General features: G+C 72.0%; 17 protein-coding genes and 2 pseudogenes. 9 read left to right on the forward strand and 10 right to left on the reverse strand.

Going from position 1 to position 22,097, the window contains the following annotated elements:
* The first annotated feature begins 62 nt into the window (after positions 1–62).
* A complete protein-coding gene (locus tag M2266_RS03945; RefSeq protein WP_277436848.1) occupies positions 63–1,037 on the forward strand; it encodes a DMT family transporter in 975 nt (324 codons plus the stop codon).
* Between the two features lie 10 nt (positions 1,038–1,047).
* On the opposite strand, the pseudogene M2266_RS03950 reads toward M2266_RS03945, so the two are convergent.
* Positions 1,048–2,380: pseudogene (locus M2266_RS03950) on the reverse strand (aminotransferase class I/II-fold pyridoxal phosphate-dependent enzyme).
* Between the two features lie 35 nt (positions 2,381–2,415).
* Here M2266_RS03950 and M2266_RS03955 point away from each other — a divergent pair.
* Together M2266_RS03955 and M2266_RS03960 are read left to right on the forward strand one after the other, a co-directional pair.
* A complete protein-coding gene (locus M2266_RS03955) occupies positions 2,416–3,081 on the forward strand; it encodes a pyridoxamine 5'-phosphate oxidase family protein (protein ID WP_277436849.1) in 666 nt (221 codons plus the stop codon).
* A 10-nt stretch (positions 3,082–3,091) separates the two neighbouring features.
* A complete protein-coding gene (locus tag M2266_RS03960; protein ID WP_277436850.1) occupies positions 3,092–3,736 on the forward strand; it encodes an FMN-binding negative transcriptional regulator in 645 nt (214 codons plus the stop codon).
* On the opposite strand, the gene M2266_RS03965 is transcribed toward M2266_RS03960, so the two are convergent.
* The 3 genes from M2266_RS03965 to M2266_RS03975 form a co-directional block, all read right to left on the reverse strand.
* Positions 3,733–4,707: an EamA family transporter gene (locus M2266_RS03965; RefSeq protein WP_277436851.1), complete on the reverse strand. Its 975-nt coding sequence runs from the start codon at positions 4,705–4,707 to the stop codon at positions 3,733–3,735. The two genes, M2266_RS03960 and M2266_RS03965, sit on opposite strands and share 4 nt — an antisense overlap.
* A gap of 242 nt (positions 4,708–4,949) precedes the next feature.
* Positions 4,950–5,903, reverse strand: coding sequence for an EamA family transporter (locus M2266_RS03970; protein ID WP_277436852.1), 954 nt, complete (start codon positions 5,901–5,903; stop codon positions 4,950–4,952).
* A gap of 65 nt (positions 5,904–5,968) precedes the next feature.
* The gene (locus M2266_RS03975) at positions 5,969–6,631 is read right to left on the reverse strand and encodes a pyridoxamine 5'-phosphate oxidase family protein (RefSeq protein WP_277436853.1); all 663 of its coding nucleotides are present in this window, start codon (positions 6,629–6,631) and stop codon (positions 5,969–5,971) included.
* A gap of 205 nt (positions 6,632–6,836) precedes the next feature.
* On the opposite strand from M2266_RS03975, the gene M2266_RS03980 reads away from it, so the two are divergent.
* Positions 6,837–7,265 carry an SRPBCC family protein gene (locus M2266_RS03980; RefSeq protein ID WP_277436854.1) on the forward strand — a complete coding sequence of 143 codons (429 nt, stop codon included), beginning with the start codon at positions 6,837–6,839 and terminating at the stop codon, positions 7,263–7,265.
* A 140-nt stretch (positions 7,266–7,405) separates the two neighbouring features.
* On the opposite strand, the gene M2266_RS03985 is transcribed toward M2266_RS03980, so the two are convergent.
* Positions 7,406–9,685, reverse strand: a complete 2,280-nt coding sequence (locus M2266_RS03985; protein ID WP_277436855.1) for a glycoside hydrolase family 3 N-terminal domain-containing protein — start codon at positions 9,683–9,685, stop codon at positions 7,406–7,408.
* A 166-nt stretch (positions 9,686–9,851) separates the two neighbouring features.
* Between M2266_RS03985 and M2266_RS03990 the strand changes: the two genes are divergently transcribed.
* A complete protein-coding gene (locus tag M2266_RS03990) occupies positions 9,852–10,871 on the forward strand; it encodes a LacI family DNA-binding transcriptional regulator (protein ID WP_277436856.1) in 1,020 nt (339 codons plus the stop codon).
* A gap of 34 nt (positions 10,872–10,905) precedes the next feature.
* Here the strand turns inward: M2266_RS03990 and M2266_RS03995 are convergent, their stop codons facing one another.
* Positions 10,906–11,508, reverse strand: coding sequence for a PadR family transcriptional regulator (locus M2266_RS03995; RefSeq protein ID WP_277436857.1), 603 nt, complete (start codon positions 11,506–11,508; stop codon positions 10,906–10,908).
* Positions 11,509–11,831: 323 nt separating this feature from the next.
* Positions 11,832–12,181, reverse strand: a pseudogene (locus M2266_RS04000) (ATP-binding protein); the annotation flags it as partial.
* Positions 12,182–12,378: 197 nt separating this feature from the next.
* On the opposite strand from M2266_RS04000, the gene M2266_RS04005 reads away from it, so the two are divergent.
* Positions 12,379–13,212, forward strand: coding sequence for a PhzF family phenazine biosynthesis isomerase (locus tag M2266_RS04005; protein ID WP_277436858.1), 834 nt, complete (start codon positions 12,379–12,381; stop codon positions 13,210–13,212).
* Between the two features lie 22 nt (positions 13,213–13,234).
* Here M2266_RS04005 and M2266_RS04010 read toward each other — a convergent pair whose 3' ends face one another.
* Positions 13,235–14,038, reverse strand: a complete 804-nt coding sequence (locus M2266_RS04010) for a type II CAAX endopeptidase family protein (RefSeq protein WP_277436859.1) — start codon at positions 14,036–14,038, stop codon at positions 13,235–13,237.
* Positions 14,039–14,250: 212 nt separating this feature from the next.
* On the opposite strand from M2266_RS04010, the gene M2266_RS04015 reads away from it, so the two are divergent.
* Positions 14,251–15,936, forward strand: coding sequence for a VWA domain-containing protein (locus M2266_RS04015; protein ID WP_346780864.1), 1,686 nt, complete (start codon positions 14,251–14,253; stop codon positions 15,934–15,936).
* A gap of 63 nt (positions 15,937–15,999) precedes the next feature.
* Here M2266_RS04015 and M2266_RS04020 read toward each other — a convergent pair whose 3' ends face one another.
* Entirely contained in the window at positions 16,000–17,493 is a 1,494-nt protein-coding gene (locus tag M2266_RS04020; protein WP_277436861.1) for a glutamate--cysteine ligase, read from the reverse strand.
* 462 nt (positions 17,494–17,955) lie between these two features.
* Between M2266_RS04020 and M2266_RS04025 the strand changes: the two genes are divergently transcribed.
* Together M2266_RS04025 and M2266_RS04030 are read left to right on the forward strand one after the other, a co-directional pair.
* Positions 17,956–18,543, forward strand: coding sequence for a hypothetical protein (locus M2266_RS04025; RefSeq protein WP_277436862.1), 588 nt, complete (start codon positions 17,956–17,958; stop codon positions 18,541–18,543).
* 304 nt (positions 18,544–18,847) lie between these two features.
* Complete coding sequence (locus M2266_RS04030) at positions 18,848–19,054, forward strand: DUF5999 family protein (RefSeq protein WP_250974685.1); 207 nt, start codon at positions 18,848–18,850, stop codon at positions 19,052–19,054.
* A 95-nt stretch (positions 19,055–19,149) separates the two neighbouring features.
* Here the strand turns inward: M2266_RS04030 and gcvP are convergent, their stop codons facing one another.
* Entirely contained in the window at positions 19,150–22,035 is a 2,886-nt protein-coding gene (gcvP, locus tag M2266_RS04035) for an aminomethyl-transferring glycine dehydrogenase (RefSeq protein WP_277436863.1), read from the reverse strand.
* Positions 22,036–22,097: the final 62 nt, after the last annotated feature.

Here is a 22,097-nt window from a genome sequence, read left to right on the forward strand (position 1 = left end):
TACGCGTTCCGCCGTACCGAATCTCCCTTGTTCTACGGAATCAAATCCGGCATCGTAGGGCCATGAGCGTTCCAGCCCCCCTCCGGCCCGCCCCCTCCGCGTCCACCCCGATACCGGAGCCGGCACCTGCCGTCCGCCGTGCGGTGGACTGGCGGATCCGCTTCGCCCTCCTGGGCCTCATCTGGGGTTTCAGCTTCCTGTTCATCAAGGTCGGCACGGAGGCGTTCGCGCCGTTGCAGGTGACGCTGGGCCGGATGGTCTTCGGCACGGTCGTGCTCGTCGCCACCCTGCTCATCAAGCGCGACCGGCTGCCCCGCGGGAAGCGCACCTGGCTGCATCTGACCGTCGCCGCCCTCCTGCTGAACGCGCTGCCGTTCTCGCTGTTCGCCTACGCCGAGCTGACCATCCCCTCCACCCTCGCGGGGATCTGCAACGCCACCACTCCGCTGTGGAGCATGGTGGTCTCGGTCGTCGCGCTCTCCGAGGACAAGCCGACTCGGCAGCGGTTCGCGGGGGTCGGCCTCGGCTTCCTCGGCGTGCTGACCGTGCTCGGCGCCTGGCAGGGCTTCTCCGGCCAGGACCCGGCGGGCACCGCGATGGCCCTGATCGCCGCGGCCAGTTACGCGGTCGGCTGGGCCTACGTGCGCCGCACCCTGGCGGGTGCCACGACCTCCAACCTCGCGCTCTCCAGCAGCCAGCTGCTGCTCGGCACGGTCCAACTCGCGGTGATCACCCCGTTCTTCACCTCCGTGCCGACGTCGTTCCCGATCCTGTCCGTGCTGTCGGTCGTCGCCCTCGGCGCCCTCGGCACCGGCATCGCCTTCCTGCTCCAGTACGCCCTGGTCGCCGAGAAGGGACCGACGATCGCCGTGATGGTGACGTATCTGATCCCGGTCGTCGCTACCGCCGCCGGCGTACTGCTGCTGCACGAGCGGCTGGGCTGGAACGAGCCGGTCGGCGCGGTCATCGTCCTCGCGGGCGCCGCCCTCACCCAGCTGCGCCCCCGTTCGCGACCGGCCGCCGAGCCCGTCCCGTAACCCCGACACCTCAGCCGTACCGTCCCCCGTCCGACGCGCCGACCACCCGGGCGACCGCGTCGGCGAGCGGCCCGATGTCGGTGTCGGCGAGGGTGGAGACCGTGAGCCGCACGCCGGGTGCGGACGCGAGGCGGAAGCGGGCGCCGGGCGCGGCGGCCCAGCCGGCCTGCAGCAGGCCGGCCACGGCGCCGGTCTCGTCGGGAAGCGGCACCCAGACGTTCATGCCGCTGCGTCCGTGGGCGGCGATGCCGCGTTCCGCGAGAGCGCGGACCAGGGCGTCGCACCGCCGCCCGTACGACCGCCCCACCAGCTGCGGGTCGACCGCCCCCGACTGCCACAGGTGCACCACCGCGCGCTGCAGCAGATGGCTGACCCAGCCGGCGCCCAGCCGGTAGCGGCCCTGGACGCGGTCGACGGTGACCCGGTCGCCGGTGAAAACCGCGAGGCGCAGGTCCGGGCCGTACGCCTTGGCCGTGGACCGGACCAGCGCCCAGTGCGTGGTGACCCCCGACAGACAGTGCAGCGGCAGGTCGACCAGTCCGTGCACGTGGTCGTCGTCCACCACCAGCACCTCCGGGTGGCGCGCCAGCACGTCGCGCAGCTCCCGGGGCCCGGTCCGCCGAGATCACCGCTCCGGTCGGGTTCTGGCCGCGGTCGGTGACGACCAGGGCGCGCGCGCCGGCCAGCAGCGCCCGCGCGACGTCCGCGACGACCGGGCCGTCGTCGTCGACCCCGACCGGGACCGCGCGCAGCCCGAGGGCGGGCACCAGGTCCAGCACGCTCCCCCACCCCGGGTCCTCGACCGCCACGGCGTCGCCCGGGCGCAGGTGCGCCGACAGCACGCGTTCGATGGCGTCGAGCGAGCCCGAGGTGAGCCCGATGGGGCCGTCGGGCACGCCGTCGCGGTCGAAGGCCGCGCGGGCGAGGCCGCTCAGCTCGGCATCGACGGCGGGACCGCCGTAGAGCGCCGGGCGCGCGGCGTTGTGGGCGACCGCCGCCGCGAACGCCGCGTCGAGCGACGGCAGCAGCGAGACGTCCGGGTTGCCGTCGGAGATGTCCCGCGTCCCCGGCGGCACCTCGATGCGGATCTGGTCACGCGACGTGGTGGCGGGCCGCGGGCGCACCCGGCTGCCGCGCCGCCCGGCCGTCTCGATCACCCCGCGGTCGCGCAGCAGCCGGTAGGCGGCGGCCACCGTGTTCGGGTTCACGTCCAGGTCCTGGGCCAGTTCGCGCAGCGGCGGCAGCGCCGCGCCGGGCTTGAGCGCGCCCTCGCCCACCGCCCGCTCGATGTCGGCCGCGATACCCGATGCGCCCCGGCCTGTGATTCGATACTCTCCTAGCACAAAGCCAATTATGCACTAGTTCAAAGGATTCCGCCATGGCCGACATCTCCGCCGCCCCCGCCCCCTCGTACGAGGTGACGGACCGTACCGTCCCCACCCGGGCACGGGAGCGCGCCACCTACGACCGTGACACCGTCCACGCGATCCTCGACGAGGGCTACCTCTGCCACCTGGGATTCGTCCGCGACGGCGCCCCCGTCGTCCTGCCGACCCTCTACGGCCGGGTCGGTGAGCGGCTCTACGTCCACGGTTCGACCGGATCGCGTCCGCTGCGCGGCGCGAGGGACCCCGGGCTGGCCGTCTGCCTGACCGTCACGCACCTCGACGCCCTCGTGCTGGCCCGTTCCGCGTTCCACCACTCGATGAACTACCGGTCGGTGGTGGTGCACGGGACCGCCCACCAGGTCACGGATCCGGCGGAACGCGCCGAGGCACTGGACGCCCTGGTCAACCAGGTCGTGGCCGGCCGCGCGGACGACTCGCGCCGGGCCGACGCCAAGGAGCTGGCCGCGACCACCGTCATCCGGCTCGATCTCCTGGAGGTGTCGGCGAAGGTCCGGACCGGCGGCCCGAACGACGAGCCGGAGGACAGCGGACTGCCGTACTGGACCGGCATCGTTCCGGTCACCAGGACCTACGGCACGCCCGTTCCGGCCGACGACCTCGACCCGGCCGTCGCCCTGCCCGCCTACCTCGCCTGAGGGGCCCGACATGCTGATCCACCCCTGGGACGCGGCGCGGGACGACGCCGAGTGGCAGAACTGGCTCGCCGCGCACGACTTCGGGCAGCTGGCCGTCAACGGCCTGCCGGACGAGCCACCGTTCGTGCAGCCGCTGCACTTCGCCTACGACGCCGGGCGCGACGAGGCGTTCACCCACCTCGCCCGCCCCAACCCGCTGTGGGCCGCCCTCGAGGCGGACCCGCGGGTCACGCTCAGCGTCGTGGACGACTACACGTTCATCCCCGGCCCCTGGCACGCGCCCGAGGGCACGCCCGCCGAACACGGCACCCCGACGAGCTTCTACGCCGCCGTCCAGCTGCTGTGCACGGCGCACGTCATCGACGACGAGGAGCAGAAGGCCGCCGTGCTGCACCGCCAGCTCGCGCACTTCCAGCCGGCCGGCGACTACGCCTCCGTCGCACCCGGGCAGGCCCCGTTCGGGCGGATGCTGCCCGGGATCCGCGCCATCCGCCTGGAGGTGACCGAGGTCCGCGCGAAGTTCAAGTACGGCGGCAACAAGCCCCGGCAGATGCAGCGGCGGGACGCGGAGCGCCTCGCCGAGCGGGCCGCCCCGCACGACGCGGCGGCCCGCGCCCACCAGCTGCGCCGGCTGGCGGCCGACGGCACAGCCTAAGTCGTGCCGGCCGCCGCGCGGCGGCCGGAGGCCAGCCGGGCCTCCTCCAGGCCCAGTCCCGTCACGGCGCCGAGCAGGATGACGGTGCCCAGTACGGTCGCGCCGGTCAGCCGTTCGCCGAGGACGAGGACGGCGAGGGCCGCCGCGGAGACCGGTTCGATCAGCGCGATGACCGAGACCGTCGCCGAGCGGACCACCGCGGCGCCCGCGAAGTACAGCCCGTAGGCGAGCGCCGTCGGCACGGAGGCCAGGTAGACCAGCAGCCACAGGGTGTGGCCGAGGTCCGCGCCGCTCGGCCACAGCCCCTCCGTGAGGGCGAGCGGGAGCAGGGTCACCGCGCACACGGCGAAGGACCACAGGGAGGTCGTGAACGGGTCCCCGCCGTCACCGTCGCGGCCCATCCAGCGGGTCAGCAGCGTGATGCACGCGTAGCCGGCCGCGGACAGCAGCGCGAGCCCGACCCCGGCCGGGGCAACGGACCCGCCGCCGTTGCCGAGGACGAGCACCGCGAGCCCGGCCAGGGCGCCGAAGACCGCCACAGCGCCCCCGCGGCCGAGCCGTTCGCCCAGGGTGAGCCGGGCGACGACCGCGATGATGACGGGGCCGGCGCCCAGGGTGACGACGGTGGCGACGGCCAGCCCGGTCAGGTGGACGGCGCCGAAGTAGGCGGCCTGGAAGACGGTCAGGCCGAAGCCGGTGGCCAGCACGCGCGGCACCGCGCGCCGCCGCGGCTCCTCGCGGACCGGCGTACGGTCGGCGCCGCGACGGCGGCGCACCAACTGGACCAGCAGCAGCAGTGCGAAGCCGCCGGCGGCGCGCCAGAAGGTCAGGGCGAGGGGGCCGAGGCCGCTGCCCGCGAAGAGCAGCGCGGCGGCGCCGCCCGCGGTGCCCCAGGCGGTGGCGGCGAAGGTGACGTAGAGCAGGCCCCGTCCGACGGACGGCGCAGGGGTGTGGTCAGGGAAAGACGGCACGAGTGTTCTCCCGCGGAGGACTTGAGATGGTCGCGTGGTCCCGTGTGCGGGCAGCCGCGACCTGCTCGGGTACGTGCCCGAGCCGGGTCGTCCGTGGGTGGCGGCCCGCCTAGGAGGCGGGCGGCGGCAGAACGGTGAGGTGCATGCCCAGCACCCTACGAGGGGCGGATGTGCCACAACAAGCCGGTTCCGAAGGGCGAGATCCGGACGCCGGCGGTCCGGGCTCCTTCCGGCGTGCGCCCTCAGACCAGATCGGGCTGCGGCAGCGGCTCGACCACCGGTTTGCTCCCGCCGCTGCGGGTGGTCTGGGCGACGAACGCGCCCGCCAGCACCAGCGTCCCGCCGATGATCTGCGGCACGCCCAGGTGCTCGCCGAGCAGGATCCAGGCGAAGACCGTGCCCACCACCGCTTCCAGGCACGCGACCACCCCGGCCACCTGCGGGGTCAGCGTGCGCACGGCGAGCACCCCGGTCAGGTACGCGACCACCGTCGCCACCAGGACGATCCACCCCACGAGCAGCACCGCGGGCACGTGCTTGTCGCCGAGCGCGGCCTGCCGGCCCAGCACGTCCCACTCCATCCCCCACGGCCGCGCGACCACCGTCATCACCGCGGCGCCGATCAGCAGGCCGAAGGCGATGACGCCGATCGGGTCGGGAGCGTCCTCGCTCTCCGTGCCGTGGTCGGCCAGGACGAAGTAGCTGACCTGGCAGCAGGCCGCGCCGAACGCGAGCAGCAGACCGAAGGCGTCGAAGGCCAGCCCCGACCACACCTCGACCACCGCGGCCATGCCGCCGACCGCCAGCACCACCCCGATCGCCGCCGCCCGGCTCACCGGCCGGCGCTGCACGAAGCGCACCCAGCCCAGCAGCAGGGCGGGCCCGAGGAACTCGACGAGGATGGCGACGCCCACCGGGATCCGGGATATCGCGGCGAAATAGAACGTCTGCACGCCCGCGATGGCCAGGAGGCCGAAGCCGGCCAGCAGCCCGGGGCGCCGCCGCAGCAGGGCGCGGTGGCGCAGCGCGACGGGCAGCATGATGAGCGCCGCTCCCGCCACGCGGAGCCAGACCACGTCCAACGGGTCGAGTCCCGCCTCGATCAGCGGTTTCGCCGCCACCCCTGAACCACCGAACGCGAACGCTGACGCCAAGGCGAGCCCCAGCCCCGCGTTCCTCCCCTGAGACGCATGCATCCGGCCATGATGTCAGCTCGCGACAGGGCCTTCGTCCAGGTAGCGGCTGACATCCGGCACGCCGCTCACGGCCACAGCAGTCCGCGCCGCCACTCCCCGCCCTGCCGGACGTAGTGCAGCCGCACGTGGGAGGCGCCCTGGCTCCCCTGGAAGAACTCCATCTCGTCGGCCCGCAGCCGGTAGACGGTGTGGCCCGCGGGAACGGCCCGCGGGTCGGCCGCGACCACGTCGGCGGCCCGCCGCCGCTCCGCGTCGTACGTGCCGGGATCGGCCAGTGGGGCGCTCATCCGGCCGGTGAACCCGGCGATCCGGGAGGCCTCGCGGCGCCGCAGGAAGTCCTCGCGCGCGGCATCGGCGCCCAGCACCTCGACGGCGCCGGCCGCCCGGATCTGCCGGCCCTGGAGCGGCCAGTACCAGCTCAGCACCGCGTACGGGTTCGCGGCGAGGTCGTGCCCCTTGTGGCTGCCGGCGTCGGACGCGAACACGAACGTGCCCGCGTCGGCGCCGAGGCCGCGCAGCATCAGGACCCGCGCCGAGGGGCGCCCGTCGCGGTCCGCGGTGCCGAGCGTCATGACGTGGGGTTCCGGCACGCCGTCGTCCAGCGCCTCGTCCAGCCAGCGGGCGAACTGGCGCCCGGGAGAGGGGTCGGCGCCGTCCGGGTCGAACGACGGCAGGGGTCCGGCCAGCACCGGTACGGCGCGCAGCCGGGCCGGCAGTTCCTCGTCCATGTGTCCTCCTGTCGAGCGTGCGGCCACCAGGGCTCCGATCTTCGCCCCTCGCGGGCGCCCCCGGCGGCATTCACCGCGTACGAAATCCTGACGGGCCATCAGTTCTGACGCTTCATCAGTATTGAATGTTCGGGCGGCTGCGGCTACGTTCCGCGACAGCGTCGCTGCGCGCGAGCCGCAGCGCCTTCGCACAAGGAGTGATCGCATGGCCGAAGTCTCCGCACAGGCGCGCATCGCGGCCCCGGCCGAGAAGGTCTGGAGGCAGCTGACCGACTTCGCGTCGTACGGCCAGTGGAGTGCCACCCACACCAGCTTCCCGAAGGGGGGCCCGTCGCCGCTGGCGGCCGGTGCCACCTACCAGGAGAACATGAAGATGATGGGTTTCCCGGCCGAGGTCACCTGGACGGTGGAGGCGCTGGAGGCCGAGCGGGTACTGGGCATCGCGGGCAAGGGCCCGATGGGCGTCAACCTCAGCATGCGCTACACCCTGGTCCCCGACGGTGACGACACCGAAGTGCGGATCGACAGCAGCTTCGCCGGCGCCGCCGTCGCCATGATGGCGGGCAAGCTCAAGGACTCGGCGACCGCCGCCCTCAACGAGTCGCTGCGCAAGCTGGCCGGGCTCGTCGAGTAGCGGTCGTACGCTCCGGTCCGGCCGCGTACCGGCCGGCTCCACCACGGACGACCGCGGTCGGCTTCCCCCCGCGGACGGACGGAAGCGGGGCGGCGGCCCCGGGAACGTCGCCCCGCGTCCGCCGCCCCGCCCCGGTCGACTCAGCGCACCGTCACCGCCGCGCTCTTGTCACCCGCCGAGAAGGTGTACGCGCCGCGCTCGACCTTCTGCGCGCCCGCGCCGTCCAGATCGCCCGGCGTCACCGCCAGGGTCCCCGGCAGTACCCGCAGCCGCACCGTACGGGTCTCCCCCGCCGCCAGGTGCACCTTGGTGAACGCGACCAGCCGGGTCGCCGGCGTCAGCACGGCACTGGTCGGCCGCGACACGTACACGGGCACCACCAGATCGCCGGCCCTGCCCCCGGTGTTGGAGACCGTCACCTTGAGCCCGACCGCGTCGCCGGCCCGTACCGTCGCCTTGTCGGCCGTGATCGCGCCGAAGCCGTACGAGGTGTACGAGAGCCCGGCGCCGAAGGGGTAGGCCGCGTCGTACGAGGACTCCGGTCCGCCGTTGGTGCCCGGCAGCTGCTGGTAGTACAGCGGCGCGTTGCCCAGGTTCTTCGGCCAGGAGACCGGCAGCCGGCCGCCGGGGTTGACCGCGCCGAACAGCACGTCGGCCACCCCGTGCCCGCCCTCGCTGCCCGGCAGCCAGGACATCAGCAGTCCCTGGGTGCCGTCCGCGTCGCCGAGCACGAGCGGCCGGCCCGCCACGACGACGGTGACGACCGGCTTGCCCGCCGCCTTCAGCGCCTTGACCAGCGACTGCTGGTCCGCGGAGAGTTCCGGTCGCGGGCTGTCCGCGGCGCCTTCGGCCCCGGCCTTCTCACCGACGACCACCACGGTCAGATCGGCGTCCTTCGCCTGCGCCACCGCGTCGTCGGCGGTCGTGGCCCGTACCACCTCGGTGCCCGCGGGCGCCGCCTCCTTGATCCCCGCCAGCACGGTCGTGCCCGGCAGCGTCACCCCTTCGGGGACGCCCTGCCAGCCGATGGTCCAGCCGCCCGCCTGGTCGTTGATGTCGTCGGCGTAGGAGCCCGCGACGACGATCTTCTTGGCCGCCGGGGAGATGGGCAGCACCCCGCCCTCGTTGCGCAGCAGCACCTGCGACTCGGCGGCCGCCTTGCGTGCCAGGTCCTTGTCCACCCCCAGCACCGCGGCGTCGGCCTTGGTCGCGTCCACATAGGGGTGCTCGAACAGGCCGAGTTCGAACTTCATCCGCAGGATCCGGCTGGCGGACTCGTCGATGCGCTTGACCGACACCAGGCCGCGGTCGACGGCGGTCTTCAGGCCGGTGCTCCACTCCTTGGCGAAGTACGGCTCCATGGCCATGTCGAGGCCCGCGTTGACCGCGAGCGCGATCGCCTCGGGGTAGTCGGCGGCGAGCTTGTACTTCGTCTGCAGCGCCCGGACGTCCTCCCAGTCGCTGACGGTGACGCCCTTGAATCCCCACTGCTCGCGCAGCACCTTGGTGAGCAGGTACTTCGAGGAGGTCGCGGGGATGCCGTTGATGGCGCCGGAGTTGACCATCACCGTCTTCGCGCCGGCCTGCAGGGCCTGCTTGTACGACGGCAGCAGGGTGTCCTGCAGATAGCGCATGGAGACGTCCGCGGGCACCCGGTCGTGGCCGTTGGAGGGCTCGGAGTAGCCGCCGAAGTGCTTGACGCTGGCGACGACGTGCTTGGCGCCGTTCGCCGTCTCGATGCCGGTGACGCTCGCGGCGGCCAGCGTCCCGGCCAGCAGCGGGTCCTCGGCGAACGTCTCGTAGTAGCGGCCCCAGCGCTGGTCGCGGGCGAGGTCCGCGACGGGGGCGAAGTTCCAGTCGATGCCGGTCGCGGCGACCGCGCGCGCCGTGGAGGCGCCCGCCGCCCGCACGGTGGCCGGGTCCCAGGTGGCGCCCAGGCCGATCTGGTGCGGGAAGACGGTCGCGCCGAGCACGTTGTTGTGGCCGTGCACCGCGTCCACCCCGTAGAGCACCGGAATGTGCAGCCGCGTGTTGTCGACGGCGTACTTCTGGACGGCGTTGACCATCTTCGCCCACTCGGCGGGCGTGTTGACGGCGGGCCCCATGCCGCCGCCGGAGAGGATCGAACCGGCCGCGTAGTCGCCCAGCACCGACTTCAGGCAGGTGTCGTTGAGGGCGCCTCCGCTCCACTCGCAGTCGCCCTGGACCCGGGCGACCGCGATCTGGTCCATCTGCCCGATCTTCTCCTCCAGCGTCATCCGCTTCAGGAGGTCCTTGACGCGCAGATCGATCGGCGCCCTGGAGTCGGTATAGCTCGTCGAGCTCTTGGCGGTGGCCGGCACCGCACCGACCGCGGCGACACAGGCCGCAGCGGTGGCCAGGGTGACCAGCGCTCTGAAGCGGGTTCTGGGTGACTTCATTGTCATCGCGCGTGGCATCGCAGCATCCCGTTCCTGTCGGGCCCCGTACACGGAGCCGCATCACGTAAACGTTTCCGGTGCGCCGGAAGTCTGTCCTCGCCATGACACATCGTCAAGACTGTGTGCAGCACACACCCTCACCACTCCAGGAACAGGTGCATCCGCCGTGAACATCCGCGAACTGGCCCTCCGTAGCGGCGTTTCGACCGCCACGGTCTCCCGAGCGCTCAACGACCGCGCCGAGGTGAGCGAGGCGACGCGCGACCGCATCCGGCGGCTGGCCAGCGAACTCGGGTACGCCCCGAACGAACCCGCCCGCACCCTGGTGCGGCGCCGGTCCGACACCATCGGCCTGGTCTGGGACACCGGTTACGAGACCCTGGGTTTCCAGCACCCGTTCCTGCAGGGGCTGCTGAGTTCGGTGCGCAACGCGCTGTCCGAGGCCGACTACCACCTGATGCTGCTGACCACCTCGGGTCCCGACGACGCCGACACCGCCTATCTGCAGGCGGTGCGGCGCCACAACCTCGAAGGCGTCGTCGTGCTGGGCACCCCCGCCGACAACCGTGCCCTGCGGACCCTCGCCGCCTCCGACGTCCCGTGCTCCGGGATCGACGTCGCGCTCAGCGGCCCCCGCACCGTCCGGGTCACCTCGGACAACGCGGCCGGCGCGGCCGCGGCGGTGGAGCACCTGTACGCGCAGGGGCACCGCCGGATAGCCACCGTCACCGGCCCGCTGTACCTGCCGCCGGCCGCCGAACGGCTGGCGGGCTTCCGCTCGGCGTGCGCCCGGCTCGGACTGGCCGTTCCTCCGGAGTACGTGGCCACCGGGGACTTCTTCCTCAACAGCGGCGAGGACGCGGTGCGCGCCCTGCTCGCCGCGGAGCGGCCGCCCACCGCGGTCTTCGCGGCCGGCGACCAGATGGCGATCGGCGCCCTGCACGCGGCAGCGGCCGCCGGGCTGTCGGTACCCGACGATCTCGCGATCGTCGGCTTCGACGACATCGACGCCGCCTCGCTGGTGCGCCCCGCCCTGACGACCGTCGCCCAGGACCGGCACGCGCTGGGCTCGGCGGCCGTCAAGGCACTGCGCGGACTGCTCGACGCCGATCCGGCGGAGCCGGCCGAGCCCTGGATCGTGCCGACGCGCCTGGTCGTGCGCGCGTCGAGCCGGCCCGGGGCGTGATGCTCCGGGCCGGCTCGTCGGTACCGCTCCGCTCTCAGTCCTCTTCGGCGAGGATGAGGTAGAGCTTCTTGCGGGCGTCGTTGACCACGACCAGCGCCTTCTCGCGCTGGGCGGGCGTACCGGTCGACCAGACCTGCTTGAAGGCCTCGACGAGGCCGCCGCCGGCCTTCCTTATCTCGTTCATGGCATCCCAGTCGACGCCCCGGCCGACCTCTTCCCACGGGGCTTCGGGCCCCGCCTCGGATTCGGTCGTACCGGCGTCGGTGAGCGTGAACAGCTTCTTGCCGCCCTCGCTCGCGCTGGTGATCAGGCCCTCGTCCTCCAGCAGCTGCAGCGTCGGGTAGACCGAGCCGGGGCTCGGCTTCCACGCGCCGCCGCTGCGCTCGGCGATCTCCTGGATCATCTCGTAGCCGTGCATCGGCCGGTCCTTGAGCAACGCCAGGATCGACGCGCGTACGTCGCCGCGCCTCGCCCGGCCCCGGGGCCCGCCCCGACCGCGCCCGCCGGGGCCGCCGAAGGGGCCACCCCCGAAGGGCGGTCCGAACGGTCCGAAGGCCGCACGTCGCTGTTCTCCCCGCTCTCCCCTGCCGTGGTGGCCGGGTCCGCGGTGTTCGTGTTCATGTCCTGGGGAACGCATGGTTACGCTCCTTCCATCGTTGATCGGTCGCGATGCTTCAACGATATATCGGAAGCGTTCGTTCGGCAACCCTTTCCGAGTCCACGTCCCCTCTCTCGACCTGTGACAGCGATCGTTCATCGATTGCCACGGAGAGTTGATCAAAGCTGGTTGGTGTCAGATGGGTCAGCGCCCCCAGACGACCATGCGCGGCAACGGCGGCTGCACCAGCGGCGAGGGGGATCGGCGAGCGGCTTCGCTTTTATCGGGATGCCGCAGAACACGCATGTCCTGGAAGGCAGGGGAGGCCCGTGCCTCTCGATCAGTCGGCCCCAGCGGGAGATGCCGGCATAGGCAAACGTCGCGGGGATGCGCTCGGAGAAGTAGTTGAGTGTGTCCGACGCTTCGGCTCCTGTGCGGGTGTGCAGGGAGATCGTGTGGATCTCATCGACCAGGACGAGACCGGTCTGGCCCTGGTGCGGACTCCGACCACGGCTTCGGTGAGGTCGGTGATGTTGGAGCTTCTCAGAACTGGGAGCCCGAGGAAACGGGCGAACTCCGCGGCGATCTTGCGGGGTGTCGCGGCGGGCGGGACGGTGATGTAGATGACCGGTATGCGCTCGTCCTGGCCAGGGTGCCGGCGGCGGTCCTGCAGCTCGTGCGCCAGCCCGAGCTGGGTCAGGGCGATCGTTTTTCGTACCGGGCGTACTCGGACGACTCCGACAACGCAGCGAAGTGCCGTGCCGGGCGTCGCGAACCGGTGAACCTTTCCGGCCAGAGCACTAGCGTTGATCATCCTCCACTGGCAATCGCTCAATGATCACTGTCACAGGTCACACGTCCCCTCGATTGGCTCTGGCCTGAGGATGTGCCACCGCCTACCGTCGTCCCATGCGGATGCGAATCGTCGACGCCTTCACCGACCGGCCCTTCGCCGGCAATCCGGCCGGGGTCCTGCTCCTGGACGCCTCCGCGTTCCCCGACGAGCACTGGATGCAGCGGGTCGCCTCCGAGGTCAACCTCTCCGAGACCGCTTTCGCGCACCCCCTCGAAGGCAGCGCGAAGGAGGCCGCGGACGCCGACTGGGCGCTGCGCTGGTTCACCCCCGCGACCGAGGTCGCCCTGTGCGGGCACGCCACGCTCGCCACCGCGCATGTGCTGTTCTCCACAGGCGCCGCCACCTCACGGGTGCGCTTCGCCACCCGCGGCGGCGTCCTGAGCGTCCGGCCCGCCGACGGCGGCGCGTTCACCATGGACTTCCCCACCGCACCGCTCACCGCCACCGCCCCGCCGGCCGCCGTGGCGCGCGCGCTCGGCGCGCAGCCGCTGACCGGGTACGACACCGGCCCCGACGTCGGCGACCTGCTGGTCGAGCTGGCGGACGAGGCGACCGTGCGGGCCCTGGCCCCCGACTTCGCCGCCCTCGCGGCCCTCGGCCCGCGCGGGGTCATCGCCACCGCCGCGGCCGAAGACCCCTCCCGCGGCTACGACTTCGTCTCGCGCGGCTTCTTCCCGGCCGTCGGCGTCGACGAGGACCCGGTCACCGGCAGCGCCCACACCGCCCTCGCGCCGTTCTGGTCCGCCCGGCTCGGCCGCGCCGAACTGACCGGCCTGCAGGTCTCCGCCCGCACCGGTCTCGTCCGCACCGAACTGCGCGGCGACCGGGTCCTGCTCACCGGCACGGCCGTGACCGTCATCGACGGCGAACTGCACGCGGCGCTGTGACCGTCCGAACCGCCGCGCGGCGTCAGCCCGTGGGCAGCCAGCCGACCCTGCCCTCCAGCAGCGCGTAGCCGACGAAGGCCACCGTGTCGATCAGGGCGTGCGCGGCGACGAGCGGGCCGACCCGTCCCCAGCGGCGGTAGAGCAGCACGAACAGCACCCCCATCACCATGTTCCCGACCATGCCGCCGACGCCCTGGTACAGGTGGTACGAGCCGCGCAGCACCGCGCTCGCCGCCAGTGCGGAAGCCGGAGACCAGCCCAACTGCCCCAGCCGGCGCAGCAGGTAGCCGACGACGATCACTTCCTCCAGCACCGCGTTCTGCACGGCGGAGGCGATCAGGACCGGGATCTTCCACCACACGTCCGGCAGCGACTCCGGCACCACCGTCAGGTTGAACCCGGCCGCGCGGACGCCGAGGTAGAACAGCAGGCCCGTGCCGCCGACGGCCGCCGCGACCAGCGTGCCGCGCCCCAGATCGCGGCGGGGTTCGGTCAGATCGAAACCGATGGAACGTATCCCGACCCGTTCCCGTGCCAGCAGGTGCGCGACCAGGGCGACGGGGACCAGGGCGGTGGCGATGCCGAACAGCTGCCAGGCCAGGTCGAGCCAGGGCCGTCCCGGCGCCTGCGAGCCCACCAGGGTGGCCGCCTGGTCCTTGAGCGACCCGGGCTTGGTCAGGGACCCGACGAAGCTGATGAGCGCGGCGACACCGCTGGCCCCGAGGGACAGGGCCAGTACGAGCAGGACCTCGCTGCGCAGGGTCCGCCGCGCGAGCCCGGCCGCGTCCTCCGCCCGGTATGACTCTGTGTGCACCCGAACCTCCATTTACGTCATCCCGCCTCGGTGCCGTTCCCGCTTGGCTAGGGTCTCGAAAAAAGATATGAAGATCGCGCGCGACAGGCCGGAGCCCCCTCAGGAGAGACGCAGCAGCCATGGGACGTCACCGCATTCCAGATGATCCCCGGGGGGCCGGCGGAGCGCCGGGTCCACGGGTACGCCGCCGCACCATAGCGGTCGCCACCAGCTTCGTACTCGCGTTGGGCGCCGGTACCTTCGTCATCCTGCGCGGCGGCCTGCTGCCGCTGAGCGGGAACTGCGCGCAGGGTGTGGTCAAGATCGACGTCGCCGCCTCGCCCGACATCGCGCCAACCCTCATCACCATCGCCCGGCAGGCCAGGACCACCGGCGTGAAGACCGACGGGCGCTGCCTCGACGTCGCCGTGACCGCGCGCGCCTCGGCCGACGTGGCGGACACCCTCGGCAAGGCTCCCGCGCACCCCGGCTTCCAGGTCTGGATCCCGGACTCCAGCGTCTGGCTCGACCAGGTGACCCTCGGGGGCCGCGGCACCCCGCTGACCTCGATGACCAGCATCGCCCACTCCCCCATCGTCGTCGGGACGCTCGAGACCCAGGCCAGAAGTCTGGGCTGGCCCTCCAAGGCGTACACCTGGGCCGATTTGACCACGGCCGCCGGGGAGAAGAGCAACTTCCGCCTCGGCACCGCGAATCCCTCGCGCAGCGCGACCGGGCTGCTGGGGTTCACGATGATCACGCAGTCGATCGGCCGCAGGGGAGGTGACGTGGACACCGAGTCGGCCGCCGCGGCGAAGATGCTGGCGCAGTACACGGCCCCAAGCGACGCGCAGATCACGGCGACCCTGCCCCACGACACCAGCTCGGCCGAACTGGCCGACCCGCGGCGCAATCAGGCGCTGGTGATCTCGGAACAGGCGGCGTTCGTCCGCAACACCGCGGGCGGCGGGCTCCCCGGCCTGAAGCTGTTCTATCCCAAGGACGGCTCGGTGAACCTGGACTACCCCTACGCGGCGCTGGACAACGACACGCTCTCCACCGACCAGTCACGGGCCGTGTCGCGCTTCATGTCACTGCTGGGCAGCGACGAGAGCGTGCGGCTGCTGTCCGGCCGCGGATTCCGGCCGCCGACCGGCGCCGCCGACCCGGCGCTGGTGCGCGGCGCCGGCGGCGAGGAGCCGCAGCCGGTCGGCGCGGAACCGGTCCCCGCGCCCACCGGGCAGGACCTGCAGCAGCTGCGCGTCATGTGGCAGATCACCGTGCAGCGCGCGCGGATCACCACGGTCGTCGACGTCTCCGGGTCGATGTCGGCGCTGGTGCCCGGCACTCAGGGCAAGACCCGCCTCGACGTCACGAAGGCGTCGCTGCTGCAGGCGCTGACGCAGTTCACGCCGGAGGACGAGGTGGGCCTGTGGCGGTTCTCCACCCGGCTCGACGGCGCCCGCGACTACCAGAAGATCGTCGAGACGGCCCGGCTGGGCGTGCGCACCGCGACGGGCTCCACCCAGCGGGACCGGCTGACCGGCGCGTTCGGCGCACTGCAGCCCGTCGAAGGGGGCGCGACCGGCCTCTACGACACCACGCTGGCGGTGTACCAGGACGCCAGGAAGACGTTCGCCGTGGGCAAGTTCAACACGGTCGTCGTCCTCACCGACGGCGCGAACGAGGACCCGGGAAGCATCTCGCTCGACGCCGTGGCCGACCGGCTGAAGGCGCTGGGCGACCCGGCCCACCCCGTACCGCTCATCGTCATCGCCGTGGGTCCCGACGCCGACAAGGCCGCGTGCGACCGGCTGGCCAGGGCCACCGGCGGGGCGGCATACCGGGTAACCGACCCGGGGCAGATCCAGGCGGTGCTGTTCAAGGCGGTGGTGGCGGCCGCGGCGAGCGCGGCGGCCGCCACCAGCTGAGGCATCCGAAGGACGTCGCCGCCGTCCGGCGACGTCCTCCGGAGCCGCTCGGCCGCGACCTCGTCAGCTCACCGGCCAGGTGTGCACCGGCTGGCCGGAGTGCATCAGCTCGCTGTAGCGCAGTGTCATCGACACGAGCGCGGCCCGCCGGTCGAGGCCGCGCTCCATCGCCCGGTGGAACACCGCCGACTGCCATTCGGCGCCGTTGGTACGCAGCCGGCAGCGGGCCTCGATGATGCCGAGGTAGTGGTCGCGGTCGGCGGGCTCGATGCCCCAGGCGTCGAGCCCGGCCGATGCCAGCGGCAGCAGTTCCTCCAGCACCAGCTCCGTGGCGGGCAGTTCCATGAGTCCGCCGCCCCGCCCCGGCCGCGGCCAGTGCATGACGGCGCCGATCCCGTGCCGGCAGGCGGCGTCGAAGTTCGCCGCCGCGGCGCCGAACGGCAGCCGCTGCCAGACCTGGCGGGGCGCCTCCGCCAGCGCCCGTACCAGCCCGTAGTAGAAGGCCGTGTTGGCGATCACGTCGGCGACGGTGGGTCCCGCGGGCAGCACCCGGTTCTCCACCCGCAGGTGCGGGACACCGTCCACCACGCCGTACACCGGCCGGTTCCAGCGGTACACGGTGCCGTTCTGCAGGGTGAGCTCCTTCAGCTGTGGAACGGTCCCCGCGTCGAGGGCCGCCAGCGGGTCCTCGTCGTCGCAGATCGGCAGCAGCGGGGGGAAGTAGCTCAGGTTCTCCTCGAACAGGTCGTACGCCGAGTCGATCCAGCGCTCCCCGAACCACGTGAGCGGGCGTACGCCCTGCGCCCGCAGTTCCTGCGGGCGGGTGTCGGTGGCCTGCTGGAACAGCGGCGGCCTGGTCTCCCGCCACAGTTCCCTGCCGAACAGGAAGGGCGAGTTGGCGCCCACCGCGACCTGCGGCCCGCTCAGCGCCTGCGCGGCGTTCCAGACCGCGGCGAACCGGCCGGGCGTCACCTGCAGGTGCATCTGCATCGACGTGCAGGCCGCTTCGGGGGCGATGGATCCCGAGGTGTACAGAAGGTGCTCGACACCGGCGATGTCCAGGGTGATGTCCTCGCCGCGGGCGGCCAGGATCCGGTCGTTGAGCAGCGTGTACCGGTCCGCCCGGGACAGGTTCGCACCCACCAGGTCCTGTGCGCTCAGCGTCGGCAGAATTCCCACCATGACGATGTGCGCACCGACTTCGCGGGCCTTGCGGTCCGCGTATCCCAGTCCGATGCGCAGCTCTTCGGCCAGTTGGTCGAGCACGCGTCCGGAAAGATGATGAGGAGCGATGTTCACTTCAATATTGAACTGTGCCAGCTCGGTCTGGAAATCAGTGCTGGCGATCCGCTCCAGCACCTCCTCATTCATCATCACCGGCAGACCCGCGGAATCCGCCAGATTCAACTCCAGTTCGAGTCCCATGAGATTCCGTGGGCGGTCGAACCTCTTCTCGTCCAGTAGTCTCTCGAGCCCCATGAGACACTGGCGGAGCTTCACGCGGTACCGCTGCCGGTCGAACAGGTCGACCCCGGTGGCTACGACTTTCTCCCCCATCGGAGCGTCCCTCCTCGAGTGGGCCGTGTGGCGATGATGCCCACCCCATAAGATCGATAACGGTGCGGCGGAGCCGAGCGGACGCTAAGCTGCCGGATAGACACTCCGGCACATTCCCCCGGCATGGTCGAACTAACCTGTGACGAGGGGTACCCCTCGTGACAAACACCGACGAGATCCAGCCGTCCGCAGCGGCAGGGAATGTGCAGTTCGCGGGAGCGCGCTCCGGCGCAAATGCGGAGGAATTATCCGGTGAAGAAGGCCTATTACCTTCTTGCCCGCAATGCCGGCGACAGCTAGCCGAAACATCGCGTGAACACGGGTCGTATAAACTTCGCCCACAAGGCAGAGACTCCGCGATCCACCGGACATGCCTGCGCAGGAACCCCCTCACCGCTCCGCCGACAGTGACGTCCGGACCCCGCTCGCATCACCGTGTCTCCGATTGAGAGGCAACCCATCATGCCGCTGCACGTACCCCCCGTACCCGCGCCCGCACTTCGGAGTGTCCTCGCCGCCCTCAGTTCGCCCACCGCCGTTCTTGAGGCGCGTACGCCGGCGCTGCGCTCGGCCGAGGGCCCCCTCATCCCCGAGCACCCGCTGCCCGTCCATGTCTTCGAGCCGGCCGCCCCGGGCCGCGGTCTGCCGCAGGCCCGGCTCACCGGCTGGCGTTTCCACATCCGCGCGGGCGACCGCGTGGCGGCGGCGGGCGAGACGGTACGCACCCCTGATGGGTGGGCGTTCTCCCACTTCTCGGAAGGCCCCTACCTGGCCTCCACCGAACGCGCCCTACGACAGGCGGAAGCCCTCTCCACCGCCTACCAGCCGCACCTGCTGTCCGTTCCCGGGCTGTACATGCTGGCGCTCTGGCTGCACAGCGACATCTCGGCCGAGGCCGGCTCCGCCCAACCCGCCGCGGCCGACCTGCTGGTGCCCCTCGCGCCGGCGCCGCCGGGGATCGCCGCCCACCGGCTGCACCGGCTGACCGACCTGGTGCCGGTCCTCACCCTGCGCCTGGCCCCCGCGCCCCTCCTGGAGTCAGCCGTCTGACACGTTGTCGGAAGACACTCGAACGCCCCCGTGACCCATGGGCCACGGGGGCGTCGTCGTGTGCGTACCGTGACGGCCTGACCCGGATCGGTCATGCGTACCACCCGAAAAGACACGGGCTGTGAGGGCAACCGCCCGGTCGGGTGACGCGTCCTCACCTATCAAGGACAGCTCAAGCGAAATCCCTGCGGATTCCGCGCCGTAGAGCAACACTGGGACCGACCGAAGAACGGGGGCGGTTATGAACCAGGTATCCAGCCGAACGAGCCGTACGACTCCTCTACCGCAGCGAAAGACACCTTCCATGTGCCAGCACCAGCCGCAGTGCCCCACCGCCGAGTGTTCCGACCGGGAGGCCGCGCTCATCGTGGCCCACCACCCGGAGCAGGGCTGGAGCCTGCTGTGCAACGGCGTCCTGCTCTTCGAGGACACCGGCGAGCTGCTGCCCGACGGGCAGATCATCGCTCCGCACCGGCCGCTGGGTACCGAACAGATCGCCACGGCAGCCTGAACCGCCGGACCCCGCCGACATCAGCGGGGCCCGGACAGTATCGGCGGCCGTTTGGGGGCACCCCCGGAGGTTGGGGGACGGCCTCGACGCGGGGACTACGCGTCGTACTCGTCGAGCGGCGGGCACGAGCACACGAGGTTCCGGTCACCGAAGGCGCCGTCGATGCGCCGCACCGGCGGCCAGTACTTGTCCGCGGCCGACACGCCGGCCGGGAACACCGCCTCGTCGCGGGTGTACGGACGGTTCCACTCCCCGCCCAGCGAAGCCGCGGTGTGCGGCGCGTTGCGCAGCGGGTTGTCCTCCACCGGCCACTGACCTGAGCCGACCTTGTCGACCTCCCGGCGAATGGCGATCATCGCGTCGCAGAACCGGTCGAGCTCCGCCAGGTCCTCGCTCTCCGTCGGCTCGATCATCAGCGTCCCGGCCACCGGGAACGACATGGTCGGCGCGTGGAAGCCGTAGTCGATCAGGCGCTTGGCGATGTCGTCCACCGAGACGCCCGTCTCCTTGGTCAGCGGCCGCAGATCGACGATGCACTCGTGCGCGACCAGACCGTTCGGACCCGTGTAGAGCACCGGGTAGTGCGGCTCCAACCGCTTGGCCACGTAGTTGGCACCGAGCACCGCGACCTGGGTGGCGCGCCGCAGCCCCTCGCCGCCCATCAGGCGGACGTACGCCCAGGAGATCGGCAGTATGCCGGCCGAGCCCCACGGCGCCGCCGAGATCGGGCCGACGCCCGTGGCGGGCCCCGCGGTCGGCTGCAGCGGGTGGTTGGGCAGGAACGGGGCGAGGTGCGCGCGGACCGCGACGGGGCCGACGCCGGGACCGCCGCCGCCGTGCGGGATGCAGAAGGTCTTGTGCAGGTTCAGGTGCGAGACGTCCGCACCGAACTTGCCGGGCCTGGCCAGGCCGACCAGCGCGTTGAGGTTGGCGCCGTCCACGTACACCTGGCCGCCGGCCTCGTGCACCGTCGCGCAGATGTCGGTGATGTTGTCCTCGAACACCCCGTGGGTGGACGGGTAGGTGACCATCAGCACGGCCAGCTCGGCCCGGTGCAGGTCGATCTTGGCGTGCAGGTCCTCGACGTCCACGTCGCCGTCGTCGCGGGTCTTGACCACGACGACCTTCATACCGGCCATTACGGCGCTCGCCGCGTTGGTGCCGTGCGCGGAGGACGGGATGAGGCACACCGTGCGCTGTGCGTCGCCGTTGGAGCGGTGGTAGGCGCGTACTGCGAGCAGCCCGGCCAGCTCACCCTGCGATCCGGCGTTGGGCTGGATACTGACCTTGTCGTAGCCGGTGACCTCGGCGAGCTGCTCCTCCAGCTGGTGGATCAGCGTCAGGTACCCCGCGGCCTGCTCCACCGGCGCGAAGGGGTGCAGCCCGGCGAACTCCGGCCAGGTGACCGGTTCCATCTCGGTGGTGGCGTTGAGCTTCATCGTGCACGAGCCCAGCGGGATCATGCCGCGGTCGAGCGCGTAGTCCCGGTCCGAGAGCCGGCGCAGGTAGCGCAGCATCGCGGTCTCGGAGCGGTGCTGGTGGAAGACCGGGTGCGCCAGGTACGCGTCGCCGCGCAGGAGGCCGGCGGGCAGCGCGTCCGGGACGGCGGCGTCGAGCGCCTCGACGTCACCGCTCACCCCGAAGGCGCCCCAGACCGCTGCCAGCTGCTCACGGCCGGTGGTCTCGTCGCAGGAGATGCCGAGCAGATCGGCGTCCCGCTCCCACAGGTTGACGCCCGCGGCGCGGGCCGCGGCGGCGACCTCGGCGGCGCGGCCGGGCACCCGGACGGTCACGGTGTCGAAGTACCCGCCGTGCACGACCTCGACCCCGCCGGCCCGCAGGCCCTCGGCCAGGATGGCGGCGTAGCGGTGGGTGCGCCGGGCGATCTGGGCCAGCCCGTCCGGGCCGTGGTAGACCGCATACATGCCCGCCATGACGGCGAGCAGCACCTGGGCGGTGCAGATGTTGCTGGTGGCCTTCTCGCGGCGGATGTGCTGCTCGCGGGTCTGCAGGGCCAGCCGGTACGCCTTGTTGCCGTCGGCGTCGACGGAGACGCCCACGAGGCGTCCCGGCAGGCTGCGGGCGAACTTCTCGCGGACGGCCATGTAGCCGGCGTGCGGCCCGCCGAAGGCCATCGGGACGCCGAAGCGCTGGGTGGTGCCCACCGCGATGTCCGCGCCGAGCTCGCCGGGCGAGGTGAGCAGCGTCAGGGCGAGCAGGTCGGCGGAGACCGTCACGATCGCGCCCAGCTCGTGCGCCCGCTCGATGACCGGCTTGAGGTCACGGACCGCGCCGGAGGCGCCGGGGTACTGCAGGAGCACGCCGAAGACGCCGCGCTCCGCCACCTCGTCCGGAATGCCGTCGGTCAGGTCCGCGACCACGACCTCGACGCCGGTCGGCTCCGCGCGGGTCTCGATCACCGCGACGGTCTGCGGGAAGCAGTCCGCGTCGACCAGGAAGACGCCCTGCTTCACCTTGCCGACCCGGCGGGCCAGCGACATGGCCTCCGCGGCGGCGGTGCCCTCATCCAGGAGCGAGGCTCCCGAGGTCGGCAGCCCGGTGAGGTCGGCGACGACCGTCTGGAAGTTCAGCAGCGCCTCGAGCCGGCCCTGCGAGATCTCCGGCTGGTACGGCGTGTACGCCGTGTACCAGGACGGGTTCTCCATCACGTTGCGCAAGATAACGGGCGGGGTGAATGTCCCGTAATAACCCAAACCAATCATCGGCGCCAGAACCTGGTTGCGGTCCGCGAGATCGCGCAGCTCGGCCAGTACCGCGGCCTCGGTGCGCCCCGCGGGCAGCCGCAGCGCCTCGACGCTCTTGATGGTGGCGGGCACGGCCGCGGCCGTGAGTTCGTCCAAGGAGCCGTAACCGACGTGAGCCAGCATCTTGGCCTGGGCACCGGCGTCGGGGCCGATGTGGCGCTGTTCGAACGGGATGCCGCTCTCGAGCTCGGAGAGTGGGATGCGGTGGGCAGTCATCTACGGAGGCCTCCTGGTCTGACACGACCTGCGAGGGGTGCCGCGGCGCGGGCACCCGAACG

Source organism: Streptomyces sp. SPB162, from assembly GCF_029504575.1.
GTDB lineage: Bacteria > Actinomycetota > Actinomycetes > Streptomycetales > Streptomycetaceae > Actinacidiphila.